Annotated in this window: 16 protein-coding genes, 1 pseudogene and 1 riboswitch; of the genes and pseudogenes, 11 read left to right on the forward strand and 6 right to left on the reverse strand. The window is 53.2% G+C overall.

Annotation, left to right across the window (positions count from 1 at the left end; all coding sequences use genetic code 11):
• Positions 1–424 precede the first annotated feature (424 nt).
• The 3 genes and pseudogenes from E308F_RS16930 to crcB (E308F_RS10630) form a co-directional block, all read left to right on the forward strand.
• Positions 425–600, forward strand: a pseudogene (locus tag E308F_RS16930) (manganese catalase family protein); the annotation flags it as partial.
• A 145-nt stretch (positions 601–745) separates the two neighbouring features.
• A riboswitch (Fluoride riboswitch) is annotated at positions 746–808 on the forward strand.
• A 62-nt stretch (positions 809–870) separates the two neighbouring features.
• The gene (crcB, locus tag E308F_RS16935; protein ID WP_373995961.1) at positions 871–1,296 is read left to right on the forward strand and encodes a fluoride efflux transporter CrcB; all 426 of its coding nucleotides are present in this window, start codon (positions 871–873) and stop codon (positions 1,294–1,296) included.
• 9 nt (positions 1,297–1,305) lie between these two features.
• Positions 1,306–1,674: a fluoride efflux transporter CrcB gene (crcB, locus tag E308F_RS10630; RefSeq protein ID WP_141264873.1), complete on the forward strand. Its 369-nt coding sequence runs from the start codon at positions 1,306–1,308 to the stop codon at positions 1,672–1,674.
• 174 nt (positions 1,675–1,848) lie between these two features.
• On the opposite strand, the gene E308F_RS10635 is transcribed toward crcB (E308F_RS10630), so the two are convergent.
• Positions 1,849–3,009, reverse strand: a complete 1,161-nt coding sequence (locus E308F_RS10635) for a sensor histidine kinase (RefSeq protein WP_253256482.1) — start codon at positions 3,007–3,009, stop codon at positions 1,849–1,851.
• A 334-nt stretch (positions 3,010–3,343) separates the two neighbouring features.
• Between E308F_RS10635 and E308F_RS10640 the strand changes: the two genes are divergently transcribed.
• From E308F_RS10640 to mqnC, 5 genes are read left to right on the forward strand one after another with little or no spacing between them, the layout of a single operon-like run.
• The gene (locus tag E308F_RS10640) at positions 3,344–3,976 is read left to right on the forward strand and encodes a TetR/AcrR family transcriptional regulator (RefSeq protein WP_141264875.1); all 633 of its coding nucleotides are present in this window, start codon (positions 3,344–3,346) and stop codon (positions 3,974–3,976) included.
• Positions 3,969–4,838, forward strand: coding sequence for an MTAP family purine nucleoside phosphorylase (locus E308F_RS10645; RefSeq protein WP_141264876.1), 870 nt, complete (start codon positions 3,969–3,971; stop codon positions 4,836–4,838). Before E308F_RS10640 ends, E308F_RS10645 begins: the two co-directional genes overlap by 8 nt.
• Before the next feature lie 6 nt (positions 4,839–4,844).
• Positions 4,845–5,963 carry an aminofutalosine synthase MqnE gene (mqnE, locus tag E308F_RS10650; RefSeq protein ID WP_141264877.1) on the forward strand — a complete coding sequence of 373 codons (1,119 nt, stop codon included), beginning with the start codon at positions 4,845–4,847 and terminating at the stop codon, positions 5,961–5,963.
• A 13-nt stretch (positions 5,964–5,976) separates the two neighbouring features.
• On the forward strand, positions 5,977–6,837 hold the full coding sequence (locus E308F_RS10655) for a menaquinone biosynthetic enzyme MqnA/MqnD family protein (protein WP_141264878.1): 861 nt from the start codon (positions 5,977–5,979) through the stop codon (positions 6,835–6,837).
• Positions 6,806–7,876: a cyclic dehypoxanthinyl futalosine synthase gene (gene mqnC / locus E308F_RS10660; RefSeq protein WP_141264879.1), complete on the forward strand. Its 1,071-nt coding sequence runs from the start codon at positions 6,806–6,808 to the stop codon at positions 7,874–7,876. The genes E308F_RS10655 and mqnC overlap by 32 nt, the downstream gene beginning before the upstream one ends.
• Before the next feature lie 10 nt (positions 7,877–7,886).
• Here mqnC and E308F_RS10665 read toward each other — a convergent pair whose 3' ends face one another.
• Genes E308F_RS10665 through E308F_RS10675 form a run of 3 tightly spaced genes read right to left on the reverse strand, consistent with a single transcriptional unit; the run spans position 7,887 to position 11,180 of the window.
• A complete protein-coding gene (locus tag E308F_RS10665) occupies positions 7,887–8,120 on the reverse strand; it encodes a hypothetical protein (protein ID WP_141264880.1) in 234 nt (77 codons plus the stop codon).
• Between the two features lie 52 nt (positions 8,121–8,172).
• Entirely contained in the window at positions 8,173–9,453 is a 1,281-nt protein-coding gene (locus E308F_RS10670; protein ID WP_172613901.1) for a Ger(x)C family spore germination protein, read from the reverse strand.
• A 59-nt stretch (positions 9,454–9,512) separates the two neighbouring features.
• Positions 9,513–11,180 (reverse strand): spore germination protein, encoded by a 1,668-nt coding sequence (locus tag E308F_RS10675; protein ID WP_141264881.1) that lies wholly within the window; start codon positions 11,178–11,180, stop codon positions 9,513–9,515.
• A 151-nt stretch (positions 11,181–11,331) separates the two neighbouring features.
• Here E308F_RS10675 and E308F_RS10680 point away from each other — a divergent pair, with 151 nt between their 5' ends.
• The 3 genes from E308F_RS10680 to mntR all read left to right on the forward strand — a co-directional run bounded on the left by E308F_RS10680 (position 11,332) and on the right by mntR (position 13,341).
• On the forward strand, positions 11,332–12,423 hold the full coding sequence (locus E308F_RS10680; RefSeq protein WP_141264882.1) for a GerAB/ArcD/ProY family transporter: 1,092 nt from the start codon (positions 11,332–11,334) through the stop codon (positions 12,421–12,423).
• Between the two features lie 64 nt (positions 12,424–12,487).
• Entirely contained in the window at positions 12,488–12,730 is a 243-nt protein-coding gene (locus tag E308F_RS10685) for an alpha/beta-type small acid-soluble spore protein (protein WP_141264883.1), read from the forward strand.
• Between the two features lie 137 nt (positions 12,731–12,867).
• On the forward strand, positions 12,868–13,341 hold the full coding sequence (gene mntR / locus E308F_RS10690) for a transcriptional regulator MntR (protein ID WP_141264884.1): 474 nt from the start codon (positions 12,868–12,870) through the stop codon (positions 13,339–13,341).
• A 55-nt stretch (positions 13,342–13,396) separates the two neighbouring features.
• Here mntR and E308F_RS15885 read toward each other — a convergent pair whose 3' ends face one another.
• Positions 13,397–14,797 (reverse strand): nucleoside recognition domain-containing protein, encoded by a 1,401-nt coding sequence (locus tag E308F_RS15885; RefSeq protein WP_172613600.1) that lies wholly within the window; start codon positions 14,795–14,797, stop codon positions 13,397–13,399.
• Positions 14,797–15,585, reverse strand: coding sequence for a FeoB small GTPase domain-containing protein (locus tag E308F_RS15890; RefSeq protein ID WP_172613599.1), 789 nt, complete (start codon positions 15,583–15,585; stop codon positions 14,797–14,799). Before E308F_RS15890 ends, E308F_RS15885 begins: the two co-directional genes overlap by 1 nt.

Consider the following 15,585-nt stretch of genomic DNA (forward strand, 5'->3'; position numbering starts at 1 on the left):
GTGTGCTCTTCCCGCTGCCGCCCCGGCCGCTAACAATCAATTTAGGCATCTTTAACCAAACCCCCTCAAATTTTTATTTTTTGAACCAACCAATACGCGCCCCCGAAATACTATCCACATCAGAAGAGTAGGGTTCTTTTAGAAAGTAACCCCACACTGCTGCTCGCCAACTCCCGGACAAAAGTAAGAGCCACGGAACCTCCCCTCCTCCATTTTCAAGGGGATTAGGCCTCCGTGGCCCATATACAGAGAAAAGCACCACTTGGATGCTCCTTCGTAAAGACTCAACACCTTCATGGTGCTTATCATTCTTCCTTGCTTCCTTAATTTTGCTTCCCGGCGGCTCCGGCCGCTTTTCTACTCTTGATTATATTCGCTACCTAACCTTAATTTCCTTCTAACCAAAGTTCGATCTTCCTGAAAGATAGCTGCCGAACAAAAGGCCCGCTCCACCTATGTGTGGCTCATTAATTTGTCTGATGACCCGGACGTTACCGATGTTCTGCGCTTCTTCAGGGAAAGAGAGTCGTCCACTTCCAGCGCTTCGGCGAGACGTTAAACCTGATCCAAGAGTACCTGGAGCGTAAAAAATACTATTAAAGCTAAAGCCTCGGTAAGGGGCTTTTCTCTTTATCTCCCACTTTCAATTGGATTGATTATTATTTTTATTGCGTCTTTAGTCATACTGTTGATCTAAGCAGGATTTTAGCGCCTTCTTGTCGTATAATACTATCATATCTTGCTAATAGTCTTAGGCGATGGAGTTCGCCTTAAATCTGCGGCAAGCAGTGATGACTCCTACCAAAAGGCGGGCTAATTTTATGCCCCGAAGGTAGGATTTTTTTGTTAGTTTTGCAACTCCATGTGGAGGTGATTAAGTTGCTCTACATATATATTGGTATTTTTGGCTTTTTGGGGGCCATAGCCAGGTTTGAACTTGGCCGCTCCATTGCTACCTTATGGCACTCATCCTTTCCTTTAGGGACCCTAATAATAAACATTTTGGGATGTTTCGCTATGGGCTTTATTCTTACCTATAGCTTAGAACGCTTTACCTTAAGTCCCGAATTAAGGTTAGGTATAACAACAGGCTTTATGGGCGCCTTTACGACTTTCTCCACCTTTAGTTGGGAGACGATAACCCTTTTAACTAGCGGTCATATTGCTTATGCCGCCATCTATATTCTGGTATCCACTTTGGGAGGTTTAATTGCTGCAAGGGCGGGAATAATCCTGGCTAGAATACCAATTTTATTGGCATTCAAAGTACAGCAAACCAGGGCAGAAAACAGGTAGGAGATAAGAATGCAGTATTTTTATGTAGGACTAGGCGGGCTTTTGGGTGCTATTACTCGATACGCTTTAGGACAGGCATTATCAGCAAGAAGCAGGGGTAATTTTCCTACAGGCACTCTAATAATTAACCTAACTGGCGCTTTTCTGTTAGGACTACTTTTAGGCACACCGGCATTTACCCACAGATTTGGTACCAGCTTGACTTTAGCGTTGACTACGGGGTTTTTAGGGGCCTATACTACCTTCTCTACCTTTTCCTATGAAGTTGTCCGGCTTCTGGAAGATGGGGAAGTTATAAACGCTTTAACCTATTTACTGGGCAGCATCATCTTAGGTCTTTTGTTCGCCCTGGCAGGGCGTGCTATCAATCTAATCTAATCTAATCCCTTAAATTTAAATTACACTTTACCCACCTCGACCCCATTATTCCCCACTTTCCCACCGCTTTTACTCCGGTTTTGCGTCTATTTTCATAATTAAATATGACTTAACCCTCCCAAACCGGTAACAGCCAAGCCAGGTATGCCAGTGTTGCTGGCAGCACTCAGGTGTCTAAATGCCAGGCCCCTGATCCTGCAAAGGTATCGTGATGCTAATGCAGGTGCCCTTACCTGGCGCGGTGTTAATCTTCATTTCGCCGTTTAAGAGCTGGACCCTCTCACGCATGCCTACGAGGCCGTAGCCATTACCATTTTTACCGCCCTGGACAGAGTTTAGATCAAATCCCTTACCCGTATCCCTGATTGAAACCGTAATCTTATCGGGCTGCATCTCCATCTTGACCACGGCGCTTTTGACCCGGGCATGTTTTTTAATGTTATTTACGGCCTCTTGAATAATGCGAAAAAGTGCTATCTCAATGGTGCTTTCTAAACGGCGCTCTTGTCCGAAGAAAAGAAACTCAATTTCCAACCCGTACTGTTCTTTATAGGAGGCAAAGTAACGCTTCAACGCCGGAGCAAGGCCCAAATCATCGAGAACCATGGGCCGGAGGTCAAAAATAATCATACGGACATCCTGCAAACTTAGCATGACTATATTCTGGAGGGCCAGCAATTCCTCTCGGACCTTTTCCGGGTCCCTGTCTAAAAGTTTCAGACAATATTCGGCCCGCATTATAATATTGGCCATGGTTTGGGCCGGACCGTCGTGAATTTCCCTGGCAACACGTTTGCGTTCTTCTTCCTGGGCCCGGATAATATCAAGGGCCATTTGTTGTGTTTGTTGCATTTCACCAATCTTCAAGCTCAAGTCATGGAGCCCGCCGTTCAAATAAGACAGAACCACTCCCACCTGCGAGATCAGCTTTTCTGCCTTCTGGATGGTCGCTTGTAAACGGCGCAAGCTCATTTCCAGATGATTGCGCCGGTATTGTAGCACTTTTTCTTTTTCCCTAAGTTTAATAAGTTCAATTTGCAAATTATAGGCTTTATCGTAGGCGGCTTTGATATCTTGCTCGGTATAGCGGTTAAAGTCTTTGCTTACTTCGGCCAAACGCAACCGGGCTCTTCTTTCCTCCCGCTCCAGCTTATCTACCTCCGCGATAACAGCATTTAACTCATTTTTGACGCCAGACAATTCACTACTAACCAGGTTCGCCTCAACCCGGGTATTTTCAGCGATTTCATAAATCTGTACCTGACTACGCTCAATGGCTTCAATAGTTTCTTTGACGATGCGATCGAGGGCATTGATGTCCAGCAACGGGTTCACCCCGCACCAAAGGATTCAGGTTTTATACTGCCATGCTAAAGCTTTGAGCCAACACCTTGCTGCTTACATTAGTATTGATTATATAATCTATGTTACCATAAGATGCAAGCTTGTGAACAAGATCCATTAAAAATCAAGACTTCCAAAATAAATATATTCGGCTTCAAGGAAAATTCAAGCAAACAAGTATTGATTGCCCGGCTACGGAATCACAGGGATACCTCATATCTTAAGACCTAATAATTTTAAAATTGACTCCGGCCTTTAAATGATCTAAAATGGCGATTGAAGAATTGAATTGCAGTTCATTGCTTGAAAATTGGGGGAAGGGTTTTTGGTTTACCGGCGGACGAAAAAGGTAGATCAAAAGATAGAGGCTCGCCTGCAGGCCATTATGCAGGCGGCAAGGGAAGAATTTGCCCGCAACGGGTTTTATGGTACTTCGGTTAAAGATATCGCTCGCCGGGCGGGGGTGGGCATCGGCACGATTTACTTGTACCTGCGCAATAAGGAAGCCCTTTTTACCGCCCTGGTCAACGAAGCTTATGAGATGGTCCTGGAACGTATTGCCCGGGCCCGCAAAAAAGCCACCGGTGGACGCCAAAAACTACAGGTCTCTATGGAGGCAGCCCTGGCGGTCTTACAGGAGAACCATGACCTGGCCCGGGTAATGCTGGTCCAATCGCCGGCGGGCCACCCGGCGGTGGCAGAACAACTCTACGACTTGTTACGCCGTCTAACCAAGCTTGTAGAGGAAGACGTGCTGGAGGGTATCCAGAGGAAGGAGCTACCACCCCAGGATGCCCATGTTGCAGCTTTAGCTTTTGTAGGTACCTTTTACCAGGTGGTCATTAGCTGGCTGAAAGATGGTATTCCGGCTGATTTAACGGCGGCGGGGAAAGAGCTGGTAGCCTATAACTTGCGCGGTCTGGGTTATCGCCTGGAAGGAGACTTGGAGAATGATTGAAGAAAGGGTGCAGGCGGATATTGGCTTTATCGGTGGCTCGGGCACCTTTAGCCTGGATTTTCCCGAAGCATTAAAGGATCCTGGAACAGAGGTACTGGCCCGGGATATGGTTTTTACCACCCCCTGGGGTCCCAGTGCACCTCTAACTCTTTTTACAACCGGCGACCCGCCACGGCGCGTGCTGGCGGCCAAAATGCATGGGAGGATTCCCGGCGTCTCCTGGGGCGAGAGTTCGCAGCGCCTGTTCCATGCCTTTATGCAGGCTAAAGTCCGGAAGATCATTGCTGAGGGCGGGGTGGGAAGCGTAAATCACCTCCTGGATCCCCGGGATATTGTAGTGGTTACAGATTATATTGATTTTTCCATGCGCCGGGATGTGGGGCTCCAGGAGGGCTTCCTGTCAATAATGCGCCAGCCTATTTGCCCTTCTCTGCACAAGACTTTGGTAGAAACGGCTAGAGAGACCCCTCTGGGGCGGATCTTTGACCGCGGCGTTTACCTGGTGACAGATGGGCGCCACTTTGAGAGCGTAGCCGAAGTAAACATGTTTCGCCAGTGGGGGGCGGATGTCGTAGGCCAAACCCTCTGCCCCGAGGTCTACCTGGCGAGGGAAATGGGGGCCTGTTACGCCGGCATCTACCTGGTAGTAAATTACGGGGAAGGTGTGGTGAAACCCTGGGAACACAGGGAGTTAAGGGAGATCTTTTTTGATGATGCTCCGGCTTTCGGCCGCATTATCCTGAAGGCCCTGGGACGAGTGACTTTTGATGAGGACTGTGGTTGCGCTACGCTGCGTAAACCCACCCTTTTGCGCCCGGAGAATATTGGTAAGTATTATAAACCCCGCATAGAAGGGAGTTGACAGGTCTTGTCAGCCTATATTGACCAAATACGTTCGGAACTCTCCCGGGGAGAATTGGCGGCCATAGCTGCCAAGGTGTATGCCGGGGAAAGGCTGAGCCGGGAAGACGGTATTCGCCTGTTCGAGAGCCAGGACCTCCTGGGCATCGGGTTCCTCGCCGACCTGGCTCGACGGCGGGTGTGCGGGGATGACGTTTACTTTATTAATAATGCCCACATTAATCATACTAATGTTTGTCAAAATCTCTGTGATTTATGTGCTTTTGGTAAGGAGGCAGGTAGTCCGGAGGCTTACACCCTTACCCTGGCTGAAGTCGAGGCCAAGGCCAGGGCGGCGGCTGCCGCAGGGGTCACCGAGATTCACATTGTCGGAGGTTTGAATCCGGAACTGCCTTATGAATACTACCTGGACCTGATCCGTACGGTGCGCCGGGTAGCGCCCCGGGCCTGCATCCAGGCCTTTGATGCCGTAGAAATTGACTTTATAGCGACCCAGGCCGGCCGGCCTGTAGCCGACGTGCTCCGGGAACTCCGGCAGGCGGGCCTGGATTCCCTACCCGGCGGCGGGGCCGAGATCTTTGCCCCGGAGGTACGCCGGCGCCTTTGTGCCAGAAAGATTGACGGCCAGCGCTGGCTCCTGATCCACGAAACCGCCCACCGCCTGGGTATACCCACCAACGCTACCATGCTCTACGGCCACCTGGAGACAGCGGCCGAGCGGGTGGACCACCTCCTGGCCCTCCGGGAACTCCAAGACCGGACGGGAGGCTTTTTGGCCTTTATACCCCTGGCCTTTCACCCGGCCAACACGGCCTTCAGCAACCTGCCGGGAACCACCGGGGTGGAGGATCTAAAGATGCTGGCCATCAGCCGCCTGCTCCTGGACAACTTTCGTCACATCAAGGCCTTCTGGATCATGATGGGACCGAAATTAGCCCAGGTGGCCTTGCATTTCGGGGTCAACGACCTGGATGGTACCGTACGGGAAGAACGTATTTTTCATGACGCGGGGGCCGCTACGCCCCAGTACCAGCCTGCCGAAAGCTTTTTGCGCAGCATCCGGGCCGCCGGTAGGATACCGGTGGAACGGGATACTCTGTACCGGGAAATCAGGCGCTATGCCTGAAAGGAGGATGGACATGGAATGGCCACGGCTGGGCCGGGTGAGTTACCTGAATTGCCTCCCGCTTTTTTACGCTCTGGAGACAGGACAGGTAAAAGTACCGGCCAAAATAATTGCTGACCACCCGGCGGTTTTAAATAAGGCCTTCCGGCAAGGGGAACTGGAGGTCACGGCCGTCTCTTCCCTGGCTTACGGGCAGTTTGCGGAAGAAGCCCTGGTTCTACCAGGATTATCTATCTCCTGCTACGGCAAGGTTGGCAGCGTGGTCCTGGTGAGCCGGGTACCGGCAAAGGAACTCGGGGGCCGACCCCTTTCCCTTACACCTTATTCGGCTACCAGCGTAGTTTTATTGCGTATCCTCCTGCAACGGTTTTATCATGTTGCGCCAGACCTATTTATTCGCCCGGCCGGCACGCCCCCGGATTGGGGCCAGCCGGAAGCCTTGCTTGCCATCGGGGATGAGGCCCTGCAGATTGTCCGGGCAGGTCGCTACCCCTTTGTTTATGACCTGGGTGAAGAGTGGCGCCAATTAACCGGCAAGCCAATGGTCTTTGCCCTCTGGGTCGCCAGGAAAGATTTTGCGGCTGCCCACCCGGAAAAGCTGGCCGGAATCTGGCGGTCCTTACAGAAGGCCAAGGCCTGGGGAAAAAGGCACCCGGGGACCTTGGCGGCAGTAGGGGCCCAGATGCTGAGGGTGGAACCGGAATTCATCGAGGATTATTTTACCCTGTTAAACTATGACCTGGATTGGCCGCACCTGGAAGGCCTTTTAACCTTCTACCGCCTGGCCCATGCTGAGGGCTTACTACTACATCCGGTAGCGCTGGAAATCTGGGGAGGAGAAGATGAAGGAAACTATCGCCTGCAAAGTGCTTGACGGTGAGCGTTTGAATTTTCACGAAGCGGAGCACCTTTATCAAGAGGCCGGTTTGCTGGAACTTGGTTACCTGGCCAACCGGGTTCGCCAGAAGCTGCACCCCGAGGGGACGGTCACCTTTGTCGTGGACCGGAATATCAACTATACCAATATCTGCGTAAACGCCTGCCGGTTCTGCGCTTTCTATCGCTTGCCCGGAGATCCGGAAGGGTACCTCCTCAGCCGGGAGGAAATCGGCCGTAAAATCGAAGCGACTTTGGCTGCAGGTGGGACTCAGATCCTGATGCAGGGGGGCCTGCATCCCGATCTAGACCTGGCCTGGTTTGAGGACCTCTTTTCGTGGATTAAATCCCGCTATCCGGTCACCCTTCATTCCCTATCCCCCGTAGAAATCGATGACCTGGCCAGGAAGGAAGGGCTGCCGGTGGCAGAGGTTTTGCAGCGGCTGAAGAGAGCGGGTCTCGATTCCTTGCCTGGCGGAGGGGCAGAGATCCTGGTCGACAGGGTTCGTAACCGGGTCAGCCCTAAAAAGACTTCCACGGCCCGCTGGCTGGAGGTGATGCGCACCGCCCATGCCCTGGGGATGAAATCAACAGCCACCATGGTTTTCGGATTGGGAGAAACAATGGCTGAGCGGATCGCTCACCTGGAGGCTATCCGGCAGCTCCAGGATGAAACGGGTGGTTTCACAGCCTTTATTCCCTGGAGTTTCCAACCAGGCAATACCGACCTGGGCGGTGAGGAGGCAGGCGCCTGCGAATACCTGCGGATACTCGCCCTTTCCCGGATTTACCTGGACAACTTCCCCAATATCCAGGTGTCCTGGGTAACTCAAGGAACCAAAGTGGCCCAGACGGCCCTTTTCTTTGGAGCCAACGACTTCGGTTCCACTATGCTGGAGGAAAACGTCGTCCGGGCGGCAGGGGCTTCCTTCCGCGCTGATCAGGAGGAGATCCTCCGCTGCATCCGGGCGGCCGGTTTCCGACCCGCCCAACGCGATAATGAGTATCACATTTTGCGCTACTACGAGGCAGGGTAGCAGCTGCTGCTTATTCCTGGGGGCCCATGACCAACCGGGCCAGCGGCTCAAAAAATTTGATGATTGCCTCCGAAGGAAAGAATATTTTATGCCCCAGGGACCAGGGAACCCCCAGGGCCAGCCCCATGAGGGAGAGGACGGCAAAAGCGAGTAGTTCCCGCCAGGCCCGGCGCCGGACCAGGGGCGGGACATCCAGGAGAAAAATAATGGTATATACAACCACTAAAATAAACAAGCCTGCCATTAAGGCACTCCTTACATAGCAAGTCTCAGAAGGGAGCCGGCTGCTTTAACTACTAGCGCGCCCCGGGCTGCCAGGGACGACCAGTCATACCAGTACGTCTCAATTTAGCTTCGACATTGATGGTAACAGGCAGCTTTTTAAATTCTTCGTTCCAGCGTCCCTGTAACTGGCGCCACAGTTCAGGTTGTTGGCGATGGAGGGCGCCGCCGAAGCCGAAAACATCAGTTCCCACCATCTTGGCCTGATTGAGGGCACTGCTGATTTCAGCCGTAATCTGAGCTGCCATGCGGCTTTCTAGCGATTTAATGGCCTCTTCCCTGGTAAATTCCAGGTTGCACTGCTGTTCCAGAAGCTCGCCCTCCACCCTGAGCTTGATCTTACCCTGGAGCTGGCTCCCTTGCATGTCGACGCTGACATCGGCGTGGGCTTCAGTTATATCTACGGCAACCTTGGTATTATTTCCCTGGCAACGTAACGCCAGTACGGCCCGCCGTACTTTATTGCGCACCCAGGCCCAGCCGCGGGCCTGATCTTTATCCAGCCACGCCACCAGTTTGTCGTGGTAAAAAAGGCCGGCGCCGTTGAGGCGCACCGTCCTTACCGTTTCCGGTTCCTCTACCCGTCCCTCTGTACCCCCGGTTCCCCGGGAACCGCCGCCGCTTGATGTCGCAGCAGTACCAATAAGGGGCGGGAACGGCTGGGGACTGAGCTCCAGTACCGGCAGGACAGTGGTTCCCGCTCCATTGGATAAATCAAAAAAAACGTCGTTAACATTAGGAATAAAACCGTAGCCACTGCTCTGCACCCACTTGCGGAGACCGCTTATTTCCTTGCCCAAGGTTGTTTCCATGTCCCCCTGCACTTTTATTAATATCTCCCGTGCCGCTCCCCGGGTAAGCATAATCAAAGTCGTGCGGCGCAATTCCGGGTTCCGGTCAATAAAATCGAGTAACTCTCTCAGGCCCTGGCGGGCCATTTCTTCTCCTACCAGGACCGCGTTAGTATGGGCAAGATAAACCCGGCGGGGAAGACCGGTGGTAATTTGCCGGCAGGCGGTTATAAGGGTTTCTCCCCTGCCACTGCGGAGGGTAGCCTGGCGATGAGGTAAAGTTCCCCCTCCTCCCCTTTCGCCCCCACCGGTAGCACCCGGCCGGACGAATTCATAGGTTAAAAGACGCTGCTCTCCTGCCAGGTCTACCGCCATGCTGGACAGGAAGGCCAGTTCATTTATCTCCCGGCGATCCCAGCAGCCGCTCAAGAACAAGGCCGTCAAAAGGGCTACCAGGCCAAAGGTTACGTATAAAAAATATTTGCTTCCGGCTTTAAAAACCAATATACCACTTCCCGGTCGATCTCGCCCATCAACGCCATAAGGCCTCTCTGGCAGTTAATTTATCTCTTCCTCGCCAGCTTCCTCGTTTTTTTTCTTCTTCCCTTCCTGGTGGTAACGCTTTTCCCTTTGCCTTCACCCAACTGCGTTTCCAGTTCATCCTGGGCATTTTTATCTCTAGCTGTAATAAAAGGGTGCAGGCCTGGTTTAATACGCCGCAAATCGCGCCAGCCGGTGAGTACAGGCCGCCAGAGCATGGCCCACCAGGGCACCCTCACCACCAGGTCTTTTTGCGCTTCCCAAATAAATGGTGCCAGGGGGCTGAGATAAGGCTCACCAAAACTCCTCAGGCTCACCAGGTGGATTAAAATGACCAGCAAGCCGGCAAAAATACCAAGCAGGCCCAGAAAACCGGCTAAAAGAATCATCGGCAGGCGAAGCATCCTCACGGCCTGGCTCAGGCCAAATGTAGGTATGGTGAACGAAGCGATGGCTGTAGCGGCAATAACAATAACCATTGCCGCCGACATCAGCCCCGCCCGGACGGCTGCTTCACCGATTACCAGGGCTCCTACGATGCTAATCGCCGGTCCGATGGCCCGGGGTAACCTTATGCCGGCTTCAATGAGAATTTCAAAGAGCACCTGCATGATTAAAGCTTCAACAACGGCCGGGTACGGCACCAGTTCACGCTGGGCAGCGATAGAAATTGCCAGGGGGGTAGGAATCATTTCCTGGTGGAAGGTAGTCAAAGCTACATAAAGGGACGGTAGGAGCAGGGCGATAAATATTCCTAAAAAGCGGAACAGGCGCACCCCTATACTTAAAGGCCAGCGCTCATAATAATCGTCCGGAGCATGCAACTGGGATACCAGGCTGCCCGGGAGGATCAGGGCAAAGGGTGTACCATCAGTCAAGACGGCTATCCTCCCTTCTAATAAATCGGCAACCAGTTTATCCGGCCTTTCCGTGCGGTTAAGCTGGGGAAAAGGAGAATGGGGAGCGTCTTCAATGAGTTCCTCAATATAGCCGCTTTCCAGGATACCGTCAATATCAATACGCTGCAACCGGCGGCGGAGTTCTTCCAGAATTCCCTTTAATACCAGTCCTTCCAGGTAACAGATAACCACCTTGGTGTGGGTGCGCCGGCCCAGGTTCATAGCTTCAAAACGAAGCTCGGGCGCACGCAGCCGCCGCCTGATGAGAGAGATATTCGTTGCTAAATTTTCAGCAAATCCCTCGCGGGGGCCACGGATACTAACTTCATTGACAGGTTCTTCGACCGGCCTTTTTTCCCAACCTTCTATACTGAGCAGCAGGCACCGGCTATATCCTTCAACCATTAAAACTGCCTTACCGTCCAGCAAGCCGGTGATTATCTTTGACCACAGCCTCTCTTCTTGAAGATCGCCGATGGTTAACCTGGCGCGGATCAACCGGCTAAATTTGGCCTCGTCCCCCGATAGCGGTATTGCCTGCAAGGCTAACAGGGAACGCAGGATATCCCGCTGGACCACATCCCGGTCGATCAGGGTTTCCAGGTAAACCAGCGCCAGTTTTTTACCTGGCAGTTCTATCTCCCTGATGACCAGGTCCTCACTCTGGCCAAAGGTTTTTTTAAGGTAATTAATGTTAGCATCAAGCCTGGTAGTTATCGGCAGGGCGTGTTCGTTCGAAGTTTGCTTGCCCGGGGTGGCTTGGCGCCATAAACGGTGCCATATCCAGAGCAAAGCCAGCACCTTCTCTAGCCAAAATTGTGGAACTGGATGGAACTAGTATGAAACCCGGTATGGCTTTATATACCAAAAGCAGCTGTATATTTTCCCTTTTAGTGGAAATATTAGTTATGAAATACTGGCTGGTCACCAGGGGGAAGCAATCGTGGGTGAAAAAGGCAGGATATCTCTCTGGCAATTTTTTTTGCTGGTTACCGGGTACCTTATTGGTACCTCTACCCTGATCGTCCCTGTCGGGCCGGCCAAACAGGACGCCTGGATATCTTATCTTCTAGCGGGAACCCTGGGCCTGGGTGCGGCCTATTGCTATACTGCCCTCGGCCGGCGCTTCCCGCGAGAATCACCGGTGCAATATGCCTCCCGGGTTTTGGGGCGATGGCTGGGAACCTGCTTGAATATTATTTTTCTCTGGTACGCCCTGCACCTGGCAGCCCTGGTTTTGCGTAACGTTGTTGATTTATACAAGCTGATCGTTTTGCCCCAAACGCCAATGGAAATCGTTGCCGGGGTTTTTGCCGGCCTGGCCGCCTACGCCGTTCGGCTGGGGATAGAAGTCCCGGCCCGGATGGGTGAACTCTTACTTCCTCTTGTAATTGTTGCCATCTTAGTTCTTACTGCCCTGGCTGAAGCTGTCCCGGGACTGGCTCACTGGGAAGCCCTCCTCCCGGTTATGGAAAGGGGGCCGCTACCTGTTCTGCGTGGGGTCTACCCGGCCTTTGTCTTTCCCTTTGGCGAGACCGTTTTCTTTTTGGTTCTTTTACCTTTTTTAACCGAACCCAAAAAAAGCTTTGCTCCCTTCGCCCGGGCCGTAATCATAGCGTCATTGCTCACTACGCTGGTACTGGTACGTAACATCATCGTCCTGGGCGCTTCCGAAACGGCGCGCATTAATTTCCCCAGCCTTATAGCCATCCAGATGATTAATATTGGCGACTTTCTGCAACGCCTGGAACCGGTCATCATTTTCGTCTGGAGCTTTACCATTTTATTAAAACTGACTGTTGTCTACTATACCTTTACCCTGGGCACGGCCCAGCTTTTAGGCCTGCAAGATTACCGCCCTCTGGTGTTGCCGGCAGGCCTTCTGCTAACCTTTTTAACCATGAGCCTCTATGAAAATTTTTCCCAAATGTTAATCTTTGCCGGTCGCGCCTTCCCGTTTTATTTCCTTCCTGCTTACCTGATCTACCCGGCTTCGCTGCTCCTGGTAGCTAAAATACGCAATATTAAAGGGTAAGACTACTGCCAGCAAGTACATAATTCCCTGCTTGTAACGGCACAATATTGCGGGGGTGATTAAAATGAGCCACAAAAAGGATAATGACCGGCTGCGGACGGAAAGACAGCTCGACAAATTGAAGTGGGAAACGGCCAAAGAATTGGGTCTGGATGATGACCTGGCCAACCCGGGGGATGAGTTGACCACCGGGGAAGCCGGTAAAATCGGCGGCAATATGGTGCGCAAACTGGTGAAGGCGGGGGAAAAGGCCCTGGCGGAAGAAGGCGAGCGTAAAGCCCGTTTAAACCTGCAGGATGAGCTGTAGCCGGTCATAAACCGGCTTATTTTTTTGGTTTTGTAGCCGCGGTCAGCTAAGCTGTACCATGGCCTTTTAGTCCGGGCAAAAAACTGTGTCTCCCGGCATAAAGTTTAGCAGGCAAGAAACTTCCGGGAGGGAGAGCCATGTTGACGGAAAGTATGGAAGATTACCTGGAGATGATCTACAGGCTAATCCAGGAAAAAGGTTATGTCCGGGCAGTCGACCTGGCTGAAGCCCTGAACGTCCAGCCCTCATCCGTTACCAGGATGATTCAGAAGCTCCATGAAGAGGGTTTTATCCAGTACGCAAAGTACCGGCATATTGCCCTCACCGATAAAGGGAAACGGCTGGGGTATTTTCTCGTCTGGCGCGATGCCGTGCTCAAAGAGTTTTTAACCCTCCTCAACGCCCGGGTAGGGGTGGAAGAACAGGTAGAAGGCATCGAGCATTACATCACGCCGCCTACCATGTGCCTGTTTCGCAACCTGGTCCAGTACTTTCGCACCCATCCCGAATGCCTGGAAGAGGTCCATGCCATGAGTCGGCTCAACAAGTATCCGGAAGGAGAAAAACTGGAGGACCTCAGGGCCTGGCTGTTCCGCCACAGCAGCGACTAAGTCCTACTTTCATCCCGCTTTTCCTGGAGGTACTCTTCATGGTGCCGGCAGGAGGTCATCCTGCCGCGACAATATCCAGCAGGCCTGCCAGCAGCTTTACCAGGAAGCAGGCAGCCAGGCCCAGGGCCGTCGGGATTACAGCCGCCAGGAGGGGCCATTTCAGGCTTTTCGTTTCTTTATAAATGGTCAGCAGGGTGGTCCCACAGGGCCAGTGCATAAGGGAAAACAGCATGACATTAAGGGCGGTAATCCAGGTCCATCCGTGTCGCACCAGGATTTCTCCCAGCGCGGCCAGGCTATTCACCTCTGTGAGCATACCTGTCGAGAGGTAACTCATCAACAGGATGGGGATGACGATCTCATTAGCCGGCAGGCCCAGGATGAAGGCCAGGAGGATGTAGCCATCCAGGCCAACCACCTTGCCTAAGGGCTGCAGCCAGCCGGCCATGTGGTCGATAATACTGAAAGCGCCCAGGTGGACATTGGCCAGGACCCAGGTAAAGGCTCCGGCCGGGGCGGCCACCAGGACAGCCCTGACCAGCACATAGAGGGTCCGGTCCAGGACGGAGCGGATGATTACCCGTAACACCTGGGGCGGCCGGTAGGGGGGCAATTCCAGGGTAAAGGATGAGGGTACACCTTTCAGGAGGGTCCGGGAGAGCAACCAGGAAGTAAAAAACATCAGTACAATACCCAGCAAGATAATCCCGACCACGGTGAGAGTTGCTGCCGCTACCCCGGCCGCCGTGGTGAGCAAACCGCCCATAAAGATGCCGGCCAGGGTAATTAGCGTGGGAAAACGGCCGTTACAGGGGGAAAAATTGTTGGTCAGGATGGCCAGTAGCCGTTCCCGGGGGGAATCGATGATGCGGCAGCCCACGACGCCGGCGGCATTGCAGCCGAAGCCCATGCACATGGTTAAAGCCTGCTTGCCATGAGCGCCGGCCTTTTTAAAGAAATTGTCCAGGTTGAAAGCAATGCGCGGCAGGTAACCCAGGTCCTCCAGGAGGGTAAACAGGGGGAAAAAGATGGCCATGGGCGGCAGCATGACGGCAACTACCCAGGCCAGGGTGCGGTACATGCCCAGGACCACGATGCCATGTAACCAGGCAGGGGCATCCAGCCGGTGAAATAAGCTGGTAAGTATATCTTGAAAAGCAAATAGTAAGCTGGCCAGCAGCGCGGAGGGGTAATTGGCCCCCTTAAGGGTCAGCCAGAAGACAACGGCCAGTAAAGCTAGCATGATGGGATATCCCCAGAGCCTGGAGGTTAAAATGGCATCCAGCCGCCAGTCAAGTTCCCGCCGCGGCGCAGGTGCCTCCTTGACGGCCCGGGAAGCAATGGCTTCCGCCCGGGCGTAAAGGGCCGCCACAATCCGGTCGCGGTAAGAATCCTCCAGGTCACCGGCCAGGCGCCGGGCCTCAACAAGTACCGGGTCGGTTTTCTGACCAGCCATTATACCAGCACCTCTTTTACCTGTAACTTTATCCCGGGCTCAGATAAGTCGACGCCTAAAAACTGTTGTATTCCCTGTAACAGAGTTGCGTCGCCTTCCAGCAGGCGCAGGGCCACCCACCGGGCATTAAGCCGGCCCCTTAAAAGCGGCTGCAATTGCTTTGCCAGCCGGCCGGCGGCCGCTTCAATATCGGCGTCATAAATTATGGGTGCGGGGCCCGGGCAGAGGGCGCCTGTTGCCACAGCAGCAATCGTATCTTTTAAATGAGCCAGCCCCTCCCCCCTTCTTGCCGCCGTTGGTACCACCGGCACTCCTAATTCCCTGGCCAGGAGGGGGACATCAATAGCTATCCTTTTTCGCCGTGCTTCATCCATTAGATTCAAGCAAACCACCACGGCGTTTGTCGTTTCTGTTACCTGGAGGACCAGGTTGAGGTTGCGTTCCAGGCAGGTGGCATCGACGACTACCACCGTGACATCGGGCCTGCCGAAGCAGATAAAATCCCGGGCCACCTGTTCCTCGACGGAATTGGCCAGTAAGGAGTACGTACCCGGGAGGTCTACCAGGGTAAAGGTATGGCCCTGGTGGGTAAATTTGCCCCGGGCCTGCAAAACAGTCTTACCGGGCCAGTTGCCGGTGTGCTGTTTTAAGCCGGTCAGGGCATTGAAAACCGTGCTTTTGCCGGCATTGGGATTCCCGGCCAGGGCTACCAGGTAGCCGCCGGTGCTGGCCGGGAGAAAGTTTTCCCGTAAAGTACGAAAGCCTGTTGCCTGGTTTGTTAGCCCCAT

Origin of the sequence: Moorella sp. E308F (genome assembly GCF_006538365.1) — a bacterium.
Lineage (GTDB): Bacteria > Bacillota > DSM-521 > Neomoorellales > Neomoorellaceae > Neomoorella.

Excerpts from the sequence above, each read along its gene's own strand:
- crcB (WP_141264873.1), top strand. The coding sequence starts at position 1,306 with ATGCAGTATTTTTATGTAGGACTAGGCGGGCTTTTGGGTGCTATTACT.
- E308F_RS10645 (WP_141264876.1), top strand. The coding sequence starts at position 3,969 with ATGATTGAAGAAAGGGTGCAGGCGGATATTGGCTTTATCGGTGGCTCG.
- E308F_RS10655 (WP_141264878.1), top strand. The coding sequence starts at position 5,977 with ATGGAATGGCCACGGCTGGGCCGGGTGAGTTACCTGAATTGCCTCCCG.
- mqnC (WP_141264879.1), top strand. The coding sequence starts at position 6,806 with ATGAAGGAAACTATCGCCTGCAAAGTGCTTGACGGTGAGCGTTTGAAT.
- E308F_RS10665 (WP_141264880.1), bottom strand. The coding sequence starts at position 8,120 with ATGGCAGGCTTGTTTATTTTAGTGGTTGTATATACCATTATTTTTCTC.
- E308F_RS10685 (WP_141264883.1), top strand. The coding sequence starts at position 12,488 with ATGAGCCACAAAAAGGATAATGACCGGCTGCGGACGGAAAGACAGCTC.
- mntR (WP_141264884.1), top strand. The coding sequence starts at position 12,868 with ATGTTGACGGAAAGTATGGAAGATTACCTGGAGATGATCTACAGGCTA.
- E308F_RS15885 (WP_172613600.1), bottom strand. The coding sequence starts at position 14,797 with ATGGCTGGTCAGAAAACCGACCCGGTACTTGTTGAGGCCCGGCGCCTG.
- E308F_RS15890 (WP_172613599.1), bottom strand. The coding sequence starts at position 15,585 with ATGGGGCTAACAAACCAGGCAACAGGCTTTCGTACTTTACGGGAAAAC.